The sequence below is a fragment of the Streptomyces sp. Tu6071 genome, assembly GCF_000213055.1.
In the GTDB taxonomy this organism is placed as follows: domain Bacteria; phylum Actinomycetota; class Actinomycetes; order Streptomycetales; family Streptomycetaceae; genus Streptomyces; species Streptomyces evansiae.
Genome location: NZ_CM001165.1, coordinates 6,919,397 through 6,935,823, shown reverse-complemented (window position 1 = coordinate 6,935,823; position 16,427 = coordinate 6,919,397). Strand labels below are relative to the sequence as shown.

Genomic DNA, 16,427 nt, shown 5'->3' with positions numbered 1-16,427 from the left:
GCCCCGAGCCTCGCGGCCGGACCCCCGCCCCCGCCTCCCCCGTCGAGGGGGACCGTCTCCCCCGCACGGGGGAGCCGCGGCGGGAGCGCGCGGGCGATGATGGCGGGGTGAACGCGACCGCCGTCCTCGCCCCGCCCCGGCGCCCGGCCCATCCCGCCCGCACGCCGGCCGCCGCCGCGCGACCGCTCGCCCGCTCCGTCACGTACACGCGGCTGCTGCACCTCGTGATCGTGAACGCCGTGCCCGCGGTGCTCATCTTCGTCACGGGTGGCTTCCCCTCGGCGATGGTGGCGACGGCCCTGTTCCTGCTCGCGGCCGGGCTCGTGCCGGCGATGCGGACGGTGGAGGGCGTGCAGGCGCGGCTGCTCTTCGTACGCGGCGAGGGGGCCGGGCACGTGGGCGAGCGGGCCTCGGCGGGGTGGGGGGACCGGCTGCGGCTCGTGGTGTGGCTGGAGGTGCGGCTCGTCCTCGGCCTGGGTGTGTCGATGCTGTGCGTGTGGCTGCCGACGCTGACGGAAGTCTCCTGGGGCGGCGGTGTGCCGTCGGCGCTCCGCTTCCTCCCCCCGGCGCGGGACTGGTGGGCGTGGCTGTCGCCGCTCCCGCTGCTCGCGCTGTACGGCGTGGTCGTGGGCGCCGGGGCGCTCATGGCGCGGCTCGCCGTGCCCCTGCTCGGGCCCTCGCGCGCCGAACGCGTCGCGGCGCTGGAGGCCCGCACCGAGGAACTCCTCGAACGGACGCGTCTGGCACGCGAGTTGCACGACTCCATCGGGCACGCGCTCACGGTGGCCGTGCTCCAGGCGGGCGCGGCGCGCGCCGCGGGGGACGCGGCGTTCACGGAGCGGGCGCTCGGGGCGATCGAGGAGACGGGGCGGGCGGCGCTGGAGGACCTGGAGCGGGTGCTCGGGGTGCTGCGCGAGCCGGAGAGCGCGGCGCGCGGCAGGCCCGGACTCGACCAGTCGGAGCGCCTGTTCGCCTCGGCGCGGGGTGCGGGCGCCGAGGTGGCGGTACGGGTCGAGGGCGCCCTCGACGCCGTGCCGGGCCCCGTCTCGCGCGAGGCGTACCGCATGACGCAGGAGGCCCTGACGAACGTGCTGCGGCACGCGGGCCCGGTCCGCGTCGATGTCCTGTTCCGCGTCGAAGAGGGCGTCCTGACACTGGACTTCGGCAACCCGCTGCCCGCCGACGCCCCGCCGTTCCCCGGCGGCGGCACCGGCATCCGCGGGCTGCGCGAACGCGCGGGCGTCCTCGGCGGCACGGCGACCGCGGGCGCGGAGGGCGGCGCGTGGCACGTCCGTGTGCGGCTGCCGCTCGGGGAGGCCGCGCGATGACGCTGCGGGTGCTCCTCGTCGACGACGAACCGCTCGTCCGGGCGGGACTGCGGGCCGTGCTGGAGGCGCAGCCCGACCTGGAGGTGTGCGGGGAGGCGGGGGACGGCGCGGCGGTCGTGCCGCTCGTGCGCGCGCTGCGCCCCGACGTCGTGGCGATGGACGTGCGGATGCCGCTCATGGACGGGATCGGGGCGACGCGCGCGGTGCTCGCGATGGCGGGGCCGCTGCCGAAGATCCTCGTCGTGACGACGTTCGAGAACGACGCGTACGTGTACGACGCGCTCCGGGCGGGCGCGGACGGCTTCCTGCTCAAGCGGGCCCGCCCGGCGGAGATCGTGCACGCGGTGCGGGTCGTCGCCGCCGGGGACTCGCTGCTCTTCCCCGCCGCGGTACGGCGCCTCGCGGACCAGCACGGCGGGCGCGCCCCCGCACCGTTCCCCGGGCTCACGGGGCGTGAGGGCGAGGTCCTGCGGCTCATGGCGCGCGGCCTGTCGAACGCGGAGATCGCCGCACGGCTCGTGGTGGGCGCGGAGACGGTGAAGACCCACGTCAGCGCGGTTCTCGCGAAGCTCGGGGCGCGGGACCGCACACAGGCGGTCGTCCTCGCGTACGACTCGGGGTTCGTGGCGCCGGGGAGTACGGAGGCGGAGGAGTGACGGGGCGGGCCGGTGCGGGAGGCGGACAGGCGGGCCGGTGCGGGAGGCGGGCGGGGAGCCGACCGAAAGGTGGGCCCGGCAGGCGGTTCCGGACAAGTGACCCCGCATTGGTCCGTACCTTCGCGACCCTGGTACGGACCTGCTCCTCCCCCCAGGTCACAAGGCCCGTACGGTCCCGACTCCCCCGCCCCCGAGCGGCGCTCCGCCTTGTACGATCCGGCCACACAGGGTGCGAGCGGGAAGGACGGGGACGTGGGGCGGCTGACCGGTGGTGATCCCTCTCTGCTGCGGCGGATCAACTCCGCCGTGGTCCTCGACACGCTGCGCGGCGGCCGGCCCCGCACGCTCACCGAGATCGCGCGCCTGACGGGGCTGTCGCGGCCCACCGTCGAGGGCTCGGTGGACGATCTGACCGCCGCCGGGCTCGTCGTCGAGACGGCCGCGGACGCGGGCGCGCGCAAGCAGGGCCGCCCGGCCCGCCTGTACCGCTTCCGCGCCGAAGCGGGGCACCTGCTGGGCCTGGAGATCGGCCCGCACCGCGTCGCGGCGACCGTCTCCGACCTGGAGGGCCGCGAACTGGGCACGGCCGCGCGCGAGGTCGAGGAGTCGGCGGGCGCCGACGACCGGATCGAGCGGCTGCGCGCGACGGTCGGCGAGTTGCTGCGGCGCACGGGCGTCGCCCGGGACTCGCTGCGCGCCGTGGGGGTCGGGAGCCCGGGGATCGTCGAGGCGGACGGCACGATCCGCCTGGGGACCGCGCTGCCGCAGTGGACGGGGCTCAGGCTCGGGGAGCGGCTGCGGCGTTCGTTCCGCTGTCCCGTGCTCGTCGAGAACGACGCGAACGCCGCCGCGCTCGCCGAGCACTGGCAGGGTGTCGCGCGCGGCAGCGACGACGTCGTCGTGGTCCTCGCGGGGCTGAGTCCGGGCGCCGGCTCGCTCATCGGGGGGCGGCTGCACCGGGGTTTCGGCGGGGCCGCCGGGGAGATCGGCGCGCTGCACCTGCTGGGTCAGGAGGCGACGCCCGAGACGCTGCTCTCGACGACGGGCCGCCCGCTGCACCCGCTCGACGAGCGGGCCGTGACCGAGGTGTTCGCGCTCGCCCGCGAGGGCGACGACCAGGCGCGCGCGGCCGTGGACCGCTTCCTCGCACGGCTCGTGCACGACGTCGCGGCGCTCGTGCTCGCGCTCGATCCCGAACTCGTCGTGATCGGCGGCTGGGCGGCGGGGCTCGACGGCGTACTGGAGCCGCTGCGGCAGCAGTTGGAGAAGTACTGTCTGCGCACCCCGCGCGTGGAGCTGTCCGGGCTCGGGGAGGCGGCGATCAGGACGGGGGCGCTGCGGCTCGCGCTCGACCACGTGGAGAAGGAGCTGTTCGCCGTGGAGAGCACGGTGTCGGCGCGGTCCTGAGCGGCCGGGCGGCGCGGTGGTACGGGTACGGGGCCACGCTCGGGTGTGCGCGGCCTGGCGTCGCGTTGGAACGGGTACGGGGCCACGCTCGGTCCTGAGCGGCCGGGCGGCGCGGCGGTACGGGTACGGGGCCGCGCTCGGGTGTGCGCGGCCCCGTGCCCGTGCGGGCGTGCTGGGGCGTGCTGCCGCCGTGACGGTGCCTCGTGTCAGGAGGCGCGGCGGGCCGGGGCGATCTCGACGCCCGCGCCGTCGGCGCCGAAGGTGAGGCGGCAGGTGTCCGCGCGATAGGTCGCGACGGAGACGGCGGCGGTGCCGCCCTCGGCGAGGAAACGGGTCGTGACGAGGAGGACGGGCGAGCCCGGGAGGCGGTCCAGGCGGCGGGCGTCCTCGGCCCCGGCCGAGCCGAGTTCCACGGCGCGGTCCTCGCCCTCGGGGTCGAGGTGGCCCAGTTCGCGCAGGACGGCGCGGGCGCGCGCGGTGCCGCCGGGGGCGTCGATGGCGCTGAGTCCGGGCACGGAGGCGGCGGGGACGTAGAGGAGTTCGGTCGCGACGGGCAGGGCCTCGTCGAGGCGGACGCGGGTGAGGACGTGCACGGGTTCCTCACCGGTACCGAGCAGCTCGGCGACGGCGGCGGGCGGTACGGCGCGGTGCGCGTCGCGGGCCTGCCAGGGGTCGCACGGGGCGCCCGGCCAGTTCTCGCGGCTGCTGCCGACCTCGACGCCGACGCGCGGCGGGGCGACCGTCGTGCCGACGCCCCGGCGGCGCTGGAGGCGGCCCTCCAGCTCCAGTTGTTCGAGCGCCTGGCGGAGCGTGGCGCGGGCCACGCCGAAACGGGCGGCGAGTTCACGCTCGTTGGGCAGCACCTCGCCCACGGTGAACTCGTGATCGAGCGCTTCGCCGATGACCGTCTTGAGATGCCGGTACTTCGGCTCCGGCACCGTGTGCAGCCTGGTCCCCACCCTGTCCTCCGCCTTCGCCGTGTGCCTCGTGCCGTGTGCCGTACCCGGTACCGCGCCCGGCGCGCGCCTCGCGGGCCGGGAGCTTTACGCGGACTTCTTTATTAAAGGTTGTTGCACTATCCGACTCTGGCGAGAGTAGGCCCGCCCCCACCCTTGGTCAAGACCAATCATCGACGGCTCTCCCATGGAGCGGTCAGATCCCGGCAAAGGGTTCATCAGGTGTTCGTGAATCGCTCGTTCCGGGGGTTTTCGCGCCACAGGAGAGCGGGAGTTCGCCCGTCTGAGAGGCTGCTCGCCAGGAGGTGGGGCGATGACGGAACCGGTCCTCGTGACGGTGCGGGGCAACAGCGCGAGCGGGAAGAGCACGCTCGCCGCGGGGCTGCGGGAGCGGTACGGGAGGGGACTCGCGCTCGTGGCGCAGGACGTGCTGCGCCGGGAGGTGCTGCGGGAGCGGGACGTGCCGGGCGGGGCGAACATCGATCTCATCGCGCTCACCGCGCGGCACGCTCTCGCGCACGGCTTCCACGTCGTCGTCGAGGGCATCATGGCGAGCGCCCGCTACGGCGCCATGCTGACCGCCCTCCTCGCGGAGCACCCCGGCCCGAAGGCGAGTTACTACCTGGACGTGCCCTTCGACGAGACGCTCCGCCGCCACGCGGGCAAGGCGATCGCGGGCGTCGTCACGGAGGCGGACCTGCGGAGCTGGTACCTGCCGCGCGACCTGCTCCCCGGCGGCGTCGAGACGGTGATCCCGGCCGCGTGCGGGACGGCGGAGGCGGCGGACCTGGTGTTCCGGTACTCGGGCCTCGCGGCGGCCCGGCGCGAAGGAGGACCCGCTTCGCCCTAGCCGTCCCGGCGCGAGTCCAGGCCCTCCACCGCGCGGGGGACCACCCCACGCCCTCCGCCGGGCGAGCGGGCCCCACCGGTCAGTTCGCGGCGCCGAGGTCGGAGGGCCGGGTGCGCAGCTTGGCGGAGATCCGGGCCAGGGCGCGCCGGTCGGCGGGGCCGAGCGGGTCGAGGACGAGGGCGCGCACCGAACGGAGGTGGGTGGGGGCCGCCGCGACGACCCGGGCGAAGCCCTCCTCCGTGAGGGCGGCGATCGTGATGCGGCCGTCGTCGGGGTCGGGGTGGCGCTCGACCCAGCCGCGCTGCTCGAAGCGCTTGACGACATTGGAGAGGCGCGAGAGGGATCCGCTCGTGAGGTAGGCGAGCTCACTCATCCGCAGGCGGCGGCCCGGTGATTCAGAGATGTGGCTGAGGGTCAGGTACTCGAAGAGCGTGAGCCCGGCCGCGCGCTGCAGCGGCGCCTCCAGGCGGCCCGGCAGCAGCAGGATGAGGGAGATGAGCCCCGTCCACGCCTCCTTCTCGTCGGCCGACAGCCAACGCGGCTCCTCGGCGGGCTCCTCACCCTCGTCCGGGAGCGGTCGGCTGGTCATGCCGGTCATCGTAGCAAGCAGGTCTTTACTTCACACGTGAACTTTCCTCGTGCTAGTTTCACTTCACGCGTGAACCGATCGAGAGGAAGAGTCCCATGCCTGCCGACACCACGGCCGACGCCACGCCCCCGTTCGCGAGCCCCGCGCCGGAGTTCTTCGTCACCCCCGGCTACGGCCCGAATCTGCTGCGCGAGCTGCGGTACAGCCAGGCGGTGCGGGTCGGGGACCGCGTCGACATCTCGGGCCAGGGCGGCTGGGACGACGCCTTCGCCTTCCCCGAGTCGCTGGAGGACGAGATCGTCCGCGCCTTCGACAACGTCGCCCGTACCCTCGCCGAGGCGGGCGCCGACTGGCGCGACGTCATCGCCGTCGACTCGTTCCACGTCCCCACGGCCGCGGACTCGATCGGCGTCGAGCACAACCGGGTCATGGTCGAGCAGTTCCGGGCCCGGATGGGCGAGCGCGCGCCGATCTGGACGCAGCTCGGCGTATCGGCCCTGGGCGCCCCGGGGATGCGCGTGGAGATCCGCGTGACGGCGCTCGTGCGGCGCGAGGAATGATGTACGGGACCTGACGCGGACGAGCCGCCCCCCCCCCCCCCCCCCCCCCCGCCCCACCCCTGGGCCCCTGGGCCCCTGGGCCCCTGGGCCCCTGGGCCCCTGGGCCAAGCCCCCGCACCACCGGACCGCCACTCCGCGGCGCCCGGCCCGGCACCCGTGCCGTCCGCGCGCTGGCTTTTCCGGGCGGAGTACGGGATTTTCCTTCTCCCGGGTCTTTTCCGTTGTCCCGGGGCCCGGCGCTCCGTCTCCCAGTCGGGGCGGCACGGCCGGAGTGCCGCCCAGGCTTGGGTACAGCGCGTGAAGGAGCAGCCAGATGCGGGAGACCGGTCACAGCGGGCCCGGGGCCGGGACAGTGCGTGCCGCCAGGGCCGGGGACGCGGCGGCGCTCGACCGGCTGCTCGCCGAGAGCCTGCCCCTCGTCTACAACGTCGTGGGCCGCGCGCTCAACGGGCACAGCGACGTCGACGACGTCGTGCAGGAGACGCTGCTCCGCGTCGTGCGCGCGCTGCCCCAGCTCCGGGACGAACACGCCTACCGCTCCTGGCTCATGGCGATCGCGGTACGGCGCATACGCGACCGGGAGCGGGCCCTGCGCGCGGCCGGGCAGCACCTCGCCGACTGGGAGAGTGCCGCCGACGTGCCCGATCCCGCCGCCGATTTCGTGGGCCTGACCGTGCTGCGGCTCGGGCTCACCGACCAGCGCAGGGAGATCGCCGAGGCGACCCGCTGGCTCGACGGCGACGACCGCGCGCTGCTCGCGCTGTGGTGGCTGGAGGAGACCGGCGAGCTGGAGCGTGCCGAACTCGCCGAGGCGCTCGGCGTCTCGCGGCGCCACGCGGCGGTCCGGGTGCAGCGCATGAAGGAGCAGGTGGAGACCGCCCGCACCGTCGTGCACGCGCTCGCGCGGCGCGGAGAGTGCGCGGAACTCGACGGGCTCCGCGGCGGCTGGGACGGGACGCCCTCGCCGCTGTGGCGCAAGCGGATCGCGCGGCACGTGCGCAGCTGCGCGCGCTGCGGCGACGGCGGGCGGCTCCTGCCGATGGAACGGCTTCTCGCCGGTCTGCCCCTGCTCCCGCTGCCCGCCGCGCACGCGCCGCACCTGCTCGGGTACGGAGCGGGGAGCACCTCCGCGCCGCCGCACACCCCCACCGGCCACCCCTCCCCCGCCGCCCCGACGGCGGGCCCGCGCACCGCTCCGCCCTCCCCCCGGCGGGGCGGTGCGCACCGGGGCCCGCGCACGGCGGCGCGGCTCTTCCACGGCCCGGTCGGGATCGGCGCCGCCGCGGCGGCCGTGGCCGCCGCCGTCGCGACACCGTTCCTCCTCGGCGTCGGCGAGGAGCCCGCCGGCGAGTCGGTCCGCGCCGCCACCGCGCCACGCTCCGCGCCCGACACCCCCGTGCCGTCGACCACTTCGCCCAGCCCCTCCCCGAGCCCGTCCCACTCGGCGAAGCCCTCCCCCTCGCCCCGTGCCACCACGAAGAAGAGCCCGGCGCCGGTGCGACAGGCCGCGCCCTCCCGCGCCCCCGGGACCGCGGTCGTGGCCTCGGCGCGCAAGGGCGTCGGGGTGTGGGACGCGCCCGGCGACGAGCAGGGGCTCGCCGCCTCGGGGGCGCGCTGGTACTACACGTGGTCGGCGAGTCCGCGCGGGATCGTGGACTCGGGCGCGCCCGGCTTCGTCCCGATGATCTGGGGCGAGAAGAACACCGACGACGCGACCCTCGCGACGGCGCGCGCCAACGGCCCCTACCTGCTCGGCTTCAACGAGCCGGACATGGGCGGGCAGGCGAACCTGTCCGTCGAGCGGGCCCTCGACCTGTGGCCCAAGCTCATGGCGCACGGCAAGGTCCTCGGCAGCCCGGCCGTCGCCTACGGCGGGGACACCCCCGGGGGCTGGCTCGACCGCTTCATGACGGGGGCGCGGGAGCGCGGCTACCGCGTCGACTTCGTCGCCGTGCACTGGTACGGGGGCGACTTCCGCACCGAGGCGGCGGTCCAGCAGCTGCGGACGTACCTGGAGGCGGTGCACCGCAGGTACGGGAAGCCGGTGTGGCTCACCGAGTTCGCGCTCACGGACTTCTCGCAGGGCGTCCGCTTTCCCGCCCCGGCCGAGCAGGCGGCGTTCCTCTCCTCCGCGACGAGGATGCTCGACACCTTGCCCTGGCTCCAGCGCTACGCCTGGTTCGGGCTCCCCTCCGCCGCCGGGGAGGCGAACACCGGCCTCTACCGCCCGGACGGCTCCTGGACAGAGGCCGGGCAGGCGTTCCGCACGGCCAGGTGAGGGGGCGGCGCGCGCGCTCTCAGGCGGGCGGACCCGTCTCCTCGTGCGCCCGTGTCACCACCTCCGCCACGTCCGATCCCGCCCGCAGCAGTGCCAGCATGCGCGTGCCCAGGTGGTCGAGGCGGGCCGACAGGAGGCGGGCGGCCTCCTCGGCCCCGTCGAAGCGGTCCAGCGCCGCGAGGAGTGCACGCACGCGCGGGATGCCGTGGCCGGCGGCGCGCAGGACGGCGACGACGCGGGCGGCCCGGATCGCGGGCTGGGCGTAGCGGCGGGCGCCGTGGGAGGTGACGCGGTCGGGGGTGAGCAGTCCCTCCTGTTCCCAGAAGCGGAGCGTGGAGGGGCGCACGCCGAGGGCGGCGGCGAGCTGGGTGATCGTCATGGCGTCGTCGTCGGGGTCCGTGCCCTCCGCGCGGAGGGCACGGACCGCTTCCAGGGCGCGCAGCGTCTCCCCGCGGGCGCGGGCGAGATCCGCGTGCGCCGCGCCGACGGCCGCCGCAGCCTCGGCGCACGGCGCGGTGCGGGCCTCGGTGAGGAGACGGCGGGCCGCGACGGGGCCGAGGGCGTGGGCGAGATTCCGGTAAGCGCGCAGGGCGTGGATGTGGACCTCGGACCACTCGCGGTAGCCGTTCGCGGCGCGCGGCGCGGGCGGCAGCACACCGAGTCGTTCCAGGTCACGGACCTGCTGGAACGAGTAGCCGGAGCGGCGGACCAGCTCGGCGGTGCGCAGCGGCGCCGCGTCCTTCATCGGTGAACCCCACAGAAGCACTCGAAGGTCATGCTCGAACCATGAGTATCGAGCACATCCTCGCGGCCGTGCGCCGCCTCGACGGCGCCCTCGTGGTCGTCGCGGGCCCCGACAGCGGCTTCCCGCCGCTCGCCCACGGCGACGCCTTCTTCTTCCACGCGCCGGACGGCCACGTCCCCGCCCGCACCCAGCCCTACGGCACGGTCATCACCAAGGACTACCCGGGCGACAGCTCCTCGCGCCTCGACGCCCCCGGGCGCCACCGCGTCAACGTGCGCGCGGGCCGCCTCGCGACGCGCCGTCACGCTCCCGGCGACACCGCCGACCCCGCCGCCGACCCCGCCGCCACCGACGTCTTCTTCCCGCACCCGCTCTACGGGGCGCAGGGCTGGCTCAGCGTCGTGAACCCCGGCCCGCGCACCACGGACACTCTCCTCGGGCTCCTCCGCACGGCTCACGAAGCGGCACGCGCCCGGCACGAGCGCCGCGCCGGACCGCGCTAGCCGACGCCTCACCCGGCCGCCGCGAAACCGCCCGTACCAGGAGAGCGGGGTCACACCCGCCCCTTATTGAGTCCGACTCACTAAGAGGTACGGTGGTCGTATGAACGCCAAGGAGAACACTCCGGACCCGGACCGTACCGTCCGGCCGGTACGGCGTCGGCTCGGCGCGGACGAGCGCCGGGCCGCGCTGCTCGAAGCGGCCCACGCCGCCTTCCGCACCCGGGCGTACACCGAGGTCTCGGTCGCCGAGATCGCGCACGCCGCGGGGGCCTCGGAGGCCCTCGCGCACCGCTACTTCGGCAGCAAGCCGGCGCTGTACGCCGCGATGGTCACCGACGGGCTGCGCGAACTGCTCGCGCGGGACGCGGCATGCGACGCGGACCCCGGCCCGGAGCCGGACGGTTGGGCCCGGCTGCGCGCGAGCCTGCGCGTCTACCTCGGCTTCATCGCCGAGGGCGCCAACGGCTGGGCCACGCTCCTGCGCGCCCCCGGCTCCGTGCCGCCCGAGGCGCTCGCCGAGCGCGACCGGGGCAGGGCCGTCTTCCACGAGCGCGTGACGACGCGCCTCGGCCTCGACGCCGAGGACCCCGCCGTGCGCCTCGTCGTGGACGGCTACCTCGCCTACGTGGACAACGCCTGTCTGCGCTGGTGGGAGGCCGGCTGCCCCGAGGAGCTGCGGAGCCCGCTGGTCGAGAGCGCCGTGGGCGCGCTCACCGGGGCACTGGCCGCGCTCGGCCCCGTACCGGAGCCCTAGTTCCGGAACCCCGGGACCGGCTCCCGGAAACCACCGCACCCAGACCCCCCTGGATCTCCCCCGCTTTCCGCACGTCAGGACAGGTGATCGGCATGCTCGCCGGACGACTTCACATCCCTTCCCGCACCCTCGCCGTCAAGGAGGTGCCCACCCCCGAGCCCGCCGCCGGGGAGGTGCTCGTCAAGGTCGAGGCGGCGGGTGTCTGCCTCTCGGACGCGCACCTCGTCGACGGCACGCTCACGCCGCTCTACCTCCCGGGCGACGAGGTCACGCTCGGGCACGAGGTCTCCGGGACCGTCGCGAAGCCCGGCGCGGGCGTGACCGGCTGGGAGCCGGGGCAGCGCGTGCTCCTCCAGGCCGGTGAGCACCGCGACGGCGCCGTGTGGACGCGCGGGGTCGACTACGACGGCGGCTGGGCCGAGTACACCGTGGCCACCGCCGGGACGTTGCTCGCGATCCCCGACAACGTCTCCTTCGAGGAGGCGGCGATCATCCCCGACGCGGTCTCCACCCCGTGGGCCGCGATCACGACGACCGGCGACGTGCGCCCCGCGCAGCCGGTGGGCGTGTGGGGTGTCGGCGGCCTCGGCGCGCACGGCGTCCAGTTGCTGCGCGCGATCGGCGCGGCCCCCGTCATCGCCGTGGACCCCTCGCCCGAGGCCCGCGAGCGGGCGCTCGCCTTCGGCGCGGACCTCGCGCTCGACGCGGCCGACCCCGAGCTGCGGCAGAGGATCCGCACCGCGACGCGCGGCGCCGGTCTCGCCGCCGCCTTCGACTTCGCGGGTGTCCCCGCCGTGCGCGAGCAGGCCATCACGTGCCTCGCGCCGGGCGGCCGTCTCGTCCTCGTGGGTCTCACCAACAAGCCCCTGACGATCCCCGACGGCACGGCCTTCAGCTACTTCCAGCAGCAGATCCTCGGCCACTACGGCTCCTCGGACGTCCACGTCGACCAGCTCGTGCGGCTCGCCGCGCTCGGCCGTCTCGACTTCGCGCGCTCGATCAGCGAGGTCCTGCCGCTGAGCGAGGCCCCGAAGGCCGTCGACCGCCTGCTGCGCAAGACGGGCGGCCCGGCCCCCGTGCGGCTCGTCCTCAAGCCGTGACGTCCGCCGCGCTTCGGGCGTGACGCGGGTCCCGGTGCGTGGAGGACGGCACGCACCGGGCCCCCTTGTGCCTACTGACCGACGAGCCCCGGCCTCAGCACCCGCGTGTACAGCACCCGGCCGCCCTCCTCGCGGAGCCGGACCGTCAGCTCGCCCGAGTGCCCGTCGATGCTCACCTCGCCGTAGTTGGGCGGGAGTTCGGCCGGGGAGACATTGGCGCGCGTGGGCGCCTTGAGGAAGGTCTGGCGGGGGCCGAAGGTGCCGTCGAGCGGGACGCTCGGGAAGCCGCCCGCCGAGAGCGGCCCCGAGACGAACTCCCAGAACGGCGCGAAGTCCTTGAAGGCGGCCCGCTCGGGCGCGTAGTGCTGCGCCGAGGTGTAGTGCACGTCCGCCGTGAGCCACAGCGTGCCCGTGACGCGGGCGTGCTTGATGTGGCGCAGGAGTTCGGCGATCTGGAGTTCGCGGCCGAGCGGGGCCCCGGGGTCGCCCTGGGCGACGGCCTCGAAGTCCGTGGCGCCGTCCGCGACGACGAGGCCGAGCGGCATGTCCGCCGCGATGATCTTCCACACAGCCCGGGAGCGCGACAACTCGCGCTTGAGCCAACTCAGTTGGTGCGCGCCGAGGATGCCCTGCGGGTCGTCGACCTGGCGGTTTCGGGAGTTGGGGTCGCGGTAGGTGCGCATGTCGAGGACGAAGACGTCGAGCAGCGGGCCGTGGCGCAGGACCCGGTGCACGCGTCCGTCGGGGTCGCCCGGAGGGAGCGTGCCGATCGGGAAGTACTCGGAGAAGGCCCGGCGGGCGCGGGCGGCGAGGACGTCGATCCGCTTCTCGGTGTAGAGCGGGTCGTCGAGGATCTGGCCCGGGTACCAGTTGTTGCGCACCTCGTGGTCGTCCCACTGGGTGATCTGCGGGACCTGGGCGTTGAAGCGGCGCAGGTGCGCGTCGAGGAGGTTGTAGCGGAACGCGCCCCGGTACTCGTCGAGGCTCTGCGCGACGGCGGACTTCGCCTCGGTCGTGAGGTTGCGCCACACCGTGCCGTCCGGGAGCGTCACGCTCGGCTGGATCGGCCCGTCCGCGTAGATCGTGTCGCCGCTGCACAGGAAGAAGTCCGGGTCCAGGCGCGCCATCTCCTCGTAGACGCGCCAGCCGCCCCGGTCGGGGTTGATGCCCCAGCCCTGGCCCGCGATGTCGCCCGACCACAGGAAGCGCACGCCCGCCGAGCGGCGCGCGGGGACGGTACGGAAGGTCCCGGTGAGGGGCCGCGAGGCGCGGCGGGGGTCGTCGGGGTCGGTGAGCGTGACGCGGTAGTGGATCTGCTCGCCCGGCGGCAGGCCGTGCAGGGCCGTGGTGCCGGTGAAGTCGGTGCCGGGGGTCAGGAGCGGGCCGCGCCAGCGGCGGGCGCCGCGGAAGGACTCGGTCGCCGCGGTCTCGACGGTCATCACGGCGGGGCGGTCGCTACGGGCCCAGATCACCCCGGAGCGCTCGCCGACGTCCCCGGCCTGCACGCCCCAGTCGGCGGCGGGCCGCCCGGACCAGGCACGCGCGGGCGCGCGGCCCGCCGCCCGCGCGCTCCCCGCGGCGAAGGCGGGCACGGCGAGCCCGGCGGTCGCGAGGGCGCCTCCGGCGAGCAGCGACCTGCGGGCGGGGCCGCGGGACGCCGGGCCCTCCGGGGACGCGGGCCCACCGGAGACGGGGACTCCGGACGCGTCGTTCGGGCGGACGGCATCGCTCATCGCTTGCTCCTCCTCGGGGGCGGCCTGTCGGTACCGGCCGCAGTGTGCCCGCCACTGCCCCCACGGGCGCCGGGGCGTGCGGGGGAACGGAGGGTGAACTTCTCCCGGAGGGCGAGCGCGCGGCGAGGGTGTCAGCCCGTCAGGTGCCGTACGTGCAGGTGCCCGTCGCGCGGAAAGGCGGGCGGGAACGCGGGCAGGACGCGGCTGAAGACGTACCCGCTCTTCTCCGCGACGCGGCACGAGGCGGTGTTGTCCTCCTGGTGGAGCAGGCGCAGCTCGCACAGGTCGGTCTCGTCGCGGACGTGCGTGGTCAGCGCGCGCAGCGCCCGGGTCGCCACTCCCGTGCCCCGCGCGGCCCCGGCCGTCCAGTAGCCGACCTCGCCGGGGCCCGCGGCGGGGGTCTTGAGCACGAGGTGGCCGACCAGGCGCGGCGCCGCCCCCGCCGTCTGCGCGCGTATCGCGAAGCCCTGGCGCTCCCCCGCGGCACGGCCGCGCGTCTCGGCGGCCAGCCACTCCCCCGGCGCGCCGGGGAGAGGGAAGACGTCGGCCAGTTCCTTCAGGTCGGCGGTACTCCAGGGGCGCAGGCGAAGGGCCGGGGCGGTGGCGGTCGCGGGCACGGCGAGCGGCGGGAGGGGCATCATGCCCCGCACGCTAGCGGCACGGCCCGCCCCCAAGTGGCCCGGCCCGGACGGTCCTTCCTCCTCGTCGCACAACGCGCGCCCCCTCGCCGTTACGCACCCGAGCCCTCCTGCCCCCGCGCCCCCTCACCACCGCAACACCCGAACCCCCTCGCTCCCTCGGAACCCCAGGGGGCGCACGGGGCGCGCGCTTCGCGCCCTCGCGCGCCGCGCTCGCCTCGCTACGTTCCGGCCAATGCGTGGCTATCGCGCACGCGGGGGCACCCGCTCCGGTGAACTGATCGGTACCGGGCGGGAGCCGCCCCGGTCACACGAAGCCAGGGGAGTTCCGGGTGCCGCTTCGCACGAACATATTGCTGGTGCACGAGATCCCGCTCTGGCGGGTCGCGCTGCGGGCCCTGCTGACGGCCGGCACGGATCTGCACGTGGAGACGGCGGGCCCCGGCGAGGTGGGACGCGCGGCCGGGACGTGTCCTCCCGACGTCTACGTCCTCGACCTCGACTGTCCGGGTTCCCTGGGACTGCTCACGGAGATAGAGGCCCTTCGCTCCGGCCGCGCGGCGGAGGACGCGGGCTCGCTCGTCATCCTGACGAAGGGCGAGCGGCCCGGGGACCTGCGCCGCGCCTTCCACGCGGGCGCGGGCGGGTACGTGGACAAGTACGGCGAGACCGGGGACCTCGCCGCCGTGGTGCGCAAGGTCGCCGCCGGGGGGCGGCACCTGGACGAGACGCTGGCCTTCGGTCTGCTCCGGGTGGCCGAATCTCCGCTGTCGGACCGGGAGCTAAGCGTCCTCGGGCTCGCCGCCGAGGGCGAGTCGGTGGCCGGGATAGCGGGGGGCCTGCACCTCGCGGCCGGCACCGTCCGCAACTACCTCGCGGCCGCGATCCGCAAGACCGGCGCGCGCAACCGGCTGGACGCCATCCGGCTGGCCAAGGAGGCCGGCTGGCTGTGAGGCGGGGGGCGCGAAGGCTCCCGTCAGCTCACGGAAGAGGGCGGAGCGCGCGGCCAGTTCGCCCGGCGTGCCGCAGTCGGTGCGGGCCCCGTCGAGCAGCAGCACCCTGGTGGCGCGCGCTGCGGTCGCGGGGCGGTGCGCGACGAGTACGAGTGTCGTGGCGGGCCTGGCGGCGAGCGCGCGCTCGGCGCGCAGTTCGGCGTGCGGGTCCAGGTGGCTCGTGGCCTCGTCGAGCACGAGGAGCGGGGCGGGCGAGAGCCAGGCGCGGGCGAGCGCGACGAGCTGGCGCTCCGCGGGCGAGAGCCGGTCCGGCCTGACCGGCGCGTCCCAGCCCCCGACGGCCGCCAGGACCGCTTCGAGACCGATCGCCCGTGCCGCTGCCGCGAGTGCCGCCTCGTCGGCGTCCGGGCGCAGGTAGGCGACGGCCTCGCGGAGCGTGCCCGCGGGGAGGTACGCCTGCTGCGGGGCGAGGGTGCGGAAGAGCCCGGGATCGGTGTCGCCGGGTGGGCGCCCGTGCCAGAGGACTTGGCCGTCCGTGGGGGCGCGGACCCCCGCGAGGAGCGCGGCGAGCGTCGACTTGCCCGCTCCGCTCGGGCCGATGACGGCGAGCCGTTCCCCGGGGTCGAGGACGAGGTCGAGGCGGTCGAGCACCGGGCGCGCCCCCGGCCCGTACGCGTACGAGACCCCGCGCAGCGCGAGGAGGGGTCCCCGGGGGGCCGGGGTGGGGGCAGTGGGGCGGCGCGGTGCGGCGGGCAGCGGCGGGGGCGGGACCGCGAAGCGGTCGAGGACGACGAGGAGGCGTCCTCCGGCGGTGCCGAGCGCGGTCATGAGCGACTGGAGCGCGGGGAGCAGCGCTTGCGAGAGGTACGCGAGCGCCCCGACGAGTTCCCCCGGGGTGAGGCCGCGGCGCAGCAGCCAGGGCGCCGCCACGAGGAGCAGCAGGGGGGGTACGCGGCCGGCGAGCGCGAGCGCGAGGACGCGTACCGCCGACCACCGCGCGAGGGACCGTGCGGCGTCCGCCTGGCGGGCGGCGACGCGCGCGGCGTGCGCGGCGACGAGGGCGCTTCCACCGGTCGCCGCGAGGTCGCGCAGGCCGGAGGCGGCGTGCCCGGCGAGCGCCGCGTACTCCTCGTCCGCGCCCAGGAGGGCACGCTGCCGTGACGCGGTCGGCACGAGGGTGAGGAGGAAGAGCACGAGCCCGAGGACGAGGGGCGGGAGCAGGACGAGGAGCAACGGCGGGGCGAGCGCGGCGAGTCCGGCGAGTGCCCCGGCCGTCGTGAAGACGAAGGACCGCAGCGACAGCACGAGTCCGGCCCAGCCGTCCCTGGCGATCTCGCTCTGATGGGTGACGCGCGAGACGGCCGCGGTACGGGCCCG

The 16,427-nt window shown here is 75.9% G+C and carries 15 protein-coding genes and 1 pseudogene; 10 read left to right on the top strand and 6 right to left on the bottom strand.

The annotated features are described in order from the left end of the window. Positions 1-107 precede the first annotated feature (107 nt). The 3 genes from STTU_RS29475 to STTU_RS29465 all read left to right on the top strand — a co-directional run bounded on the left by STTU_RS29475 (position 108) and on the right by STTU_RS29465 (position 3,391). Positions 108-1,328: a sensor histidine kinase gene (locus STTU_RS29475; RefSeq protein WP_007829738.1), complete on the top strand. Its 1,221-nt coding sequence runs from the start codon at positions 108-110 to the stop codon at positions 1,326-1,328. Continuing rightward, positions 1,325-1,984, top strand: a complete 660-nt coding sequence (locus STTU_RS29470; RefSeq protein WP_043256688.1) for a response regulator transcription factor — start codon at positions 1,325-1,327, stop codon at positions 1,982-1,984. The genes STTU_RS29475 and STTU_RS29470 overlap by 4 nt, the downstream gene beginning before the upstream one ends. A 252-nt stretch (positions 1,985-2,236) precedes the next feature. Then, positions 2,237-3,391 carry an ROK family transcriptional regulator gene (locus STTU_RS29465; protein WP_007829735.1) on the top strand — a complete coding sequence of 385 codons (1,155 nt, stop codon included), beginning with the start codon at positions 2,237-2,239 and terminating at the stop codon, positions 3,389-3,391. 206 nt (positions 3,392-3,597) lie between these two features. On the opposite strand, the gene STTU_RS29460 is transcribed toward STTU_RS29465, so the two are convergent. Continuing rightward, positions 3,598-4,350, bottom strand: a complete 753-nt coding sequence (locus STTU_RS29460; protein ID WP_007829733.1) for a GntR family transcriptional regulator — start codon at positions 4,348-4,350, stop codon at positions 3,598-3,600. Between the two features lie 310 nt (positions 4,351-4,660). Here STTU_RS29460 and STTU_RS29455 point away from each other — a divergent pair, with 310 nt between their 5' ends. After that, the gene (locus tag STTU_RS29455) at positions 4,661-5,197 is read left to right on the top strand and encodes an AAA family ATPase (protein WP_007829731.1); all 537 of its coding nucleotides are present in this window, start codon (positions 4,661-4,663) and stop codon (positions 5,195-5,197) included. A gap of 79 nt (positions 5,198-5,276) precedes the next feature. Here STTU_RS29455 and STTU_RS29450 read toward each other — a convergent pair whose 3' ends face one another. Beyond that, positions 5,277-5,795, bottom strand: coding sequence for a MarR family winged helix-turn-helix transcriptional regulator (locus STTU_RS29450; RefSeq protein ID WP_007829728.1), 519 nt, complete (start codon positions 5,793-5,795; stop codon positions 5,277-5,279). An 86-nt stretch (positions 5,796-5,881) separates the two neighbouring features. Between STTU_RS29450 and STTU_RS29445 the strand changes: the two genes are divergently transcribed. Both STTU_RS29445 and STTU_RS29440 read left to right on the top strand, forming a co-directional pair. Continuing rightward, positions 5,882-6,346, top strand: coding sequence for a Rid family hydrolase (locus STTU_RS29445; RefSeq protein ID WP_007829726.1), 465 nt, complete (start codon positions 5,882-5,884; stop codon positions 6,344-6,346). Positions 6,347-6,659: 313 nt separating this feature from the next. After that, complete coding sequence (locus STTU_RS29440; protein WP_043256687.1) at positions 6,660-8,624, top strand: sigma-70 family RNA polymerase sigma factor; 1,965 nt, start codon at positions 6,660-6,662, stop codon at positions 8,622-8,624. Between the two features lie 19 nt (positions 8,625-8,643). Here STTU_RS29440 and STTU_RS29435 read toward each other — a convergent pair whose 3' ends face one another. Beyond that, on the bottom strand, positions 8,644-9,369 hold the full coding sequence (locus STTU_RS29435) for a MerR family transcriptional regulator (protein WP_007829723.1): 726 nt from the start codon (positions 9,367-9,369) through the stop codon (positions 8,644-8,646). 41 nt (positions 9,370-9,410) lie between these two features. On the opposite strand from STTU_RS29435, the gene STTU_RS29430 reads away from it, so the two are divergent. The 3 genes from STTU_RS29430 (at position 9,411) to STTU_RS29420 (ending at position 11,726) form a co-directional block, all read left to right on the top strand. Beyond that, entirely contained in the window at positions 9,411-9,872 is a 462-nt protein-coding gene (locus STTU_RS29430; RefSeq protein ID WP_043256686.1) for a DUF6194 family protein, read from the top strand. A 100-nt stretch (positions 9,873-9,972) separates the two neighbouring features. Then, positions 9,973-10,626 carry a TetR/AcrR family transcriptional regulator gene (locus STTU_RS29425; protein ID WP_007829718.1) on the top strand — a complete coding sequence of 218 codons (654 nt, stop codon included), beginning with the start codon at positions 9,973-9,975 and terminating at the stop codon, positions 10,624-10,626. A 92-nt stretch (positions 10,627-10,718) separates the two neighbouring features. After that, entirely contained in the window at positions 10,719-11,726 is a 1,008-nt protein-coding gene (locus tag STTU_RS29420) for a zinc-binding dehydrogenase (RefSeq protein WP_043257842.1), read from the top strand. Between the two features lie 71 nt (positions 11,727-11,797). Here STTU_RS29420 and STTU_RS29415 read toward each other — a convergent pair whose 3' ends face one another. Both STTU_RS29415 and STTU_RS29410 read right to left on the bottom strand, forming a co-directional pair. Further along, positions 11,798-13,459: an alkaline phosphatase D family protein gene (locus tag STTU_RS29415; protein ID WP_007829716.1), complete on the bottom strand. Its 1,662-nt coding sequence runs from the start codon at positions 13,457-13,459 to the stop codon at positions 11,798-11,800. Between the two features lie 131 nt (positions 13,460-13,590). Continuing rightward, positions 13,591-14,100: a GNAT family N-acetyltransferase gene (locus tag STTU_RS29410; protein WP_043256685.1), complete on the bottom strand. Its 510-nt coding sequence runs from the start codon at positions 14,098-14,100 to the stop codon at positions 13,591-13,593. Positions 14,101-14,429: 329 nt separating this feature from the next. On the opposite strand from STTU_RS29410, the gene STTU_RS33615 reads away from it, so the two are divergent. Next, on the top strand, positions 14,430-15,050 hold the full coding sequence (locus tag STTU_RS33615; RefSeq protein WP_234019335.1) for a LuxR C-terminal-related transcriptional regulator: 621 nt from the start codon (positions 14,430-14,432) through the stop codon (positions 15,048-15,050). A gap of 276 nt (positions 15,051-15,326) precedes the next feature. On the opposite strand, the pseudogene STTU_RS36280 reads toward STTU_RS33615, so the two are convergent. Continuing rightward, positions 15,327-15,878: pseudogene (locus tag STTU_RS36280) on the bottom strand (ATP-binding cassette domain-containing protein); the annotation flags it as partial. Positions 15,879-16,427 lie beyond the last annotated feature (549 nt).

Coding starts and splice junctions, on each gene's coding strand:
- STTU_RS29470 (WP_043256688.1), top strand. CDS start 1,325: ATGACGCTGCGGGTGCTCCTCGTCGACGACGAACCGCTCGTCCGGGCG.
- STTU_RS29455 (WP_007829731.1), top strand. CDS start 4,661: ATGACGGAACCGGTCCTCGTGACGGTGCGGGGCAACAGCGCGAGCGGG.
- STTU_RS29450 (WP_007829728.1), bottom strand. CDS start 5,795: ATGACCGGCATGACCAGCCGACCGCTCCCGGACGAGGGTGAGGAGCCC.
- STTU_RS29445 (WP_007829726.1), top strand. CDS start 5,882: ATGCCTGCCGACACCACGGCCGACGCCACGCCCCCGTTCGCGAGCCCC.
- STTU_RS29440 (WP_043256687.1), top strand. CDS start 6,660: ATGCGGGAGACCGGTCACAGCGGGCCCGGGGCCGGGACAGTGCGTGCC.
- STTU_RS29435 (WP_007829723.1), bottom strand. CDS start 9,369: ATGAAGGACGCGGCGCCGCTGCGCACCGCCGAGCTGGTCCGCCGCTCC.
- STTU_RS29430 (WP_043256686.1), top strand. CDS start 9,411: ATGAGTATCGAGCACATCCTCGCGGCCGTGCGCCGCCTCGACGGCGCC.
- STTU_RS29425 (WP_007829718.1), top strand. CDS start 9,973: ATGAACGCCAAGGAGAACACTCCGGACCCGGACCGTACCGTCCGGCCG.
- STTU_RS29420 (WP_043257842.1), top strand. CDS start 10,719: ATGCTCGCCGGACGACTTCACATCCCTTCCCGCACCCTCGCCGTCAAG.
- STTU_RS29415 (WP_007829716.1), bottom strand. CDS start 13,459: ATGAGCGATGCCGTCCGCCCGAACGACGCGTCCGGAGTCCCCGTCTCC.
- STTU_RS29410 (WP_043256685.1), bottom strand. CDS start 14,100: ATGATGCCCCTCCCGCCGCTCGCCGTGCCCGCGACCGCCACCGCCCCG.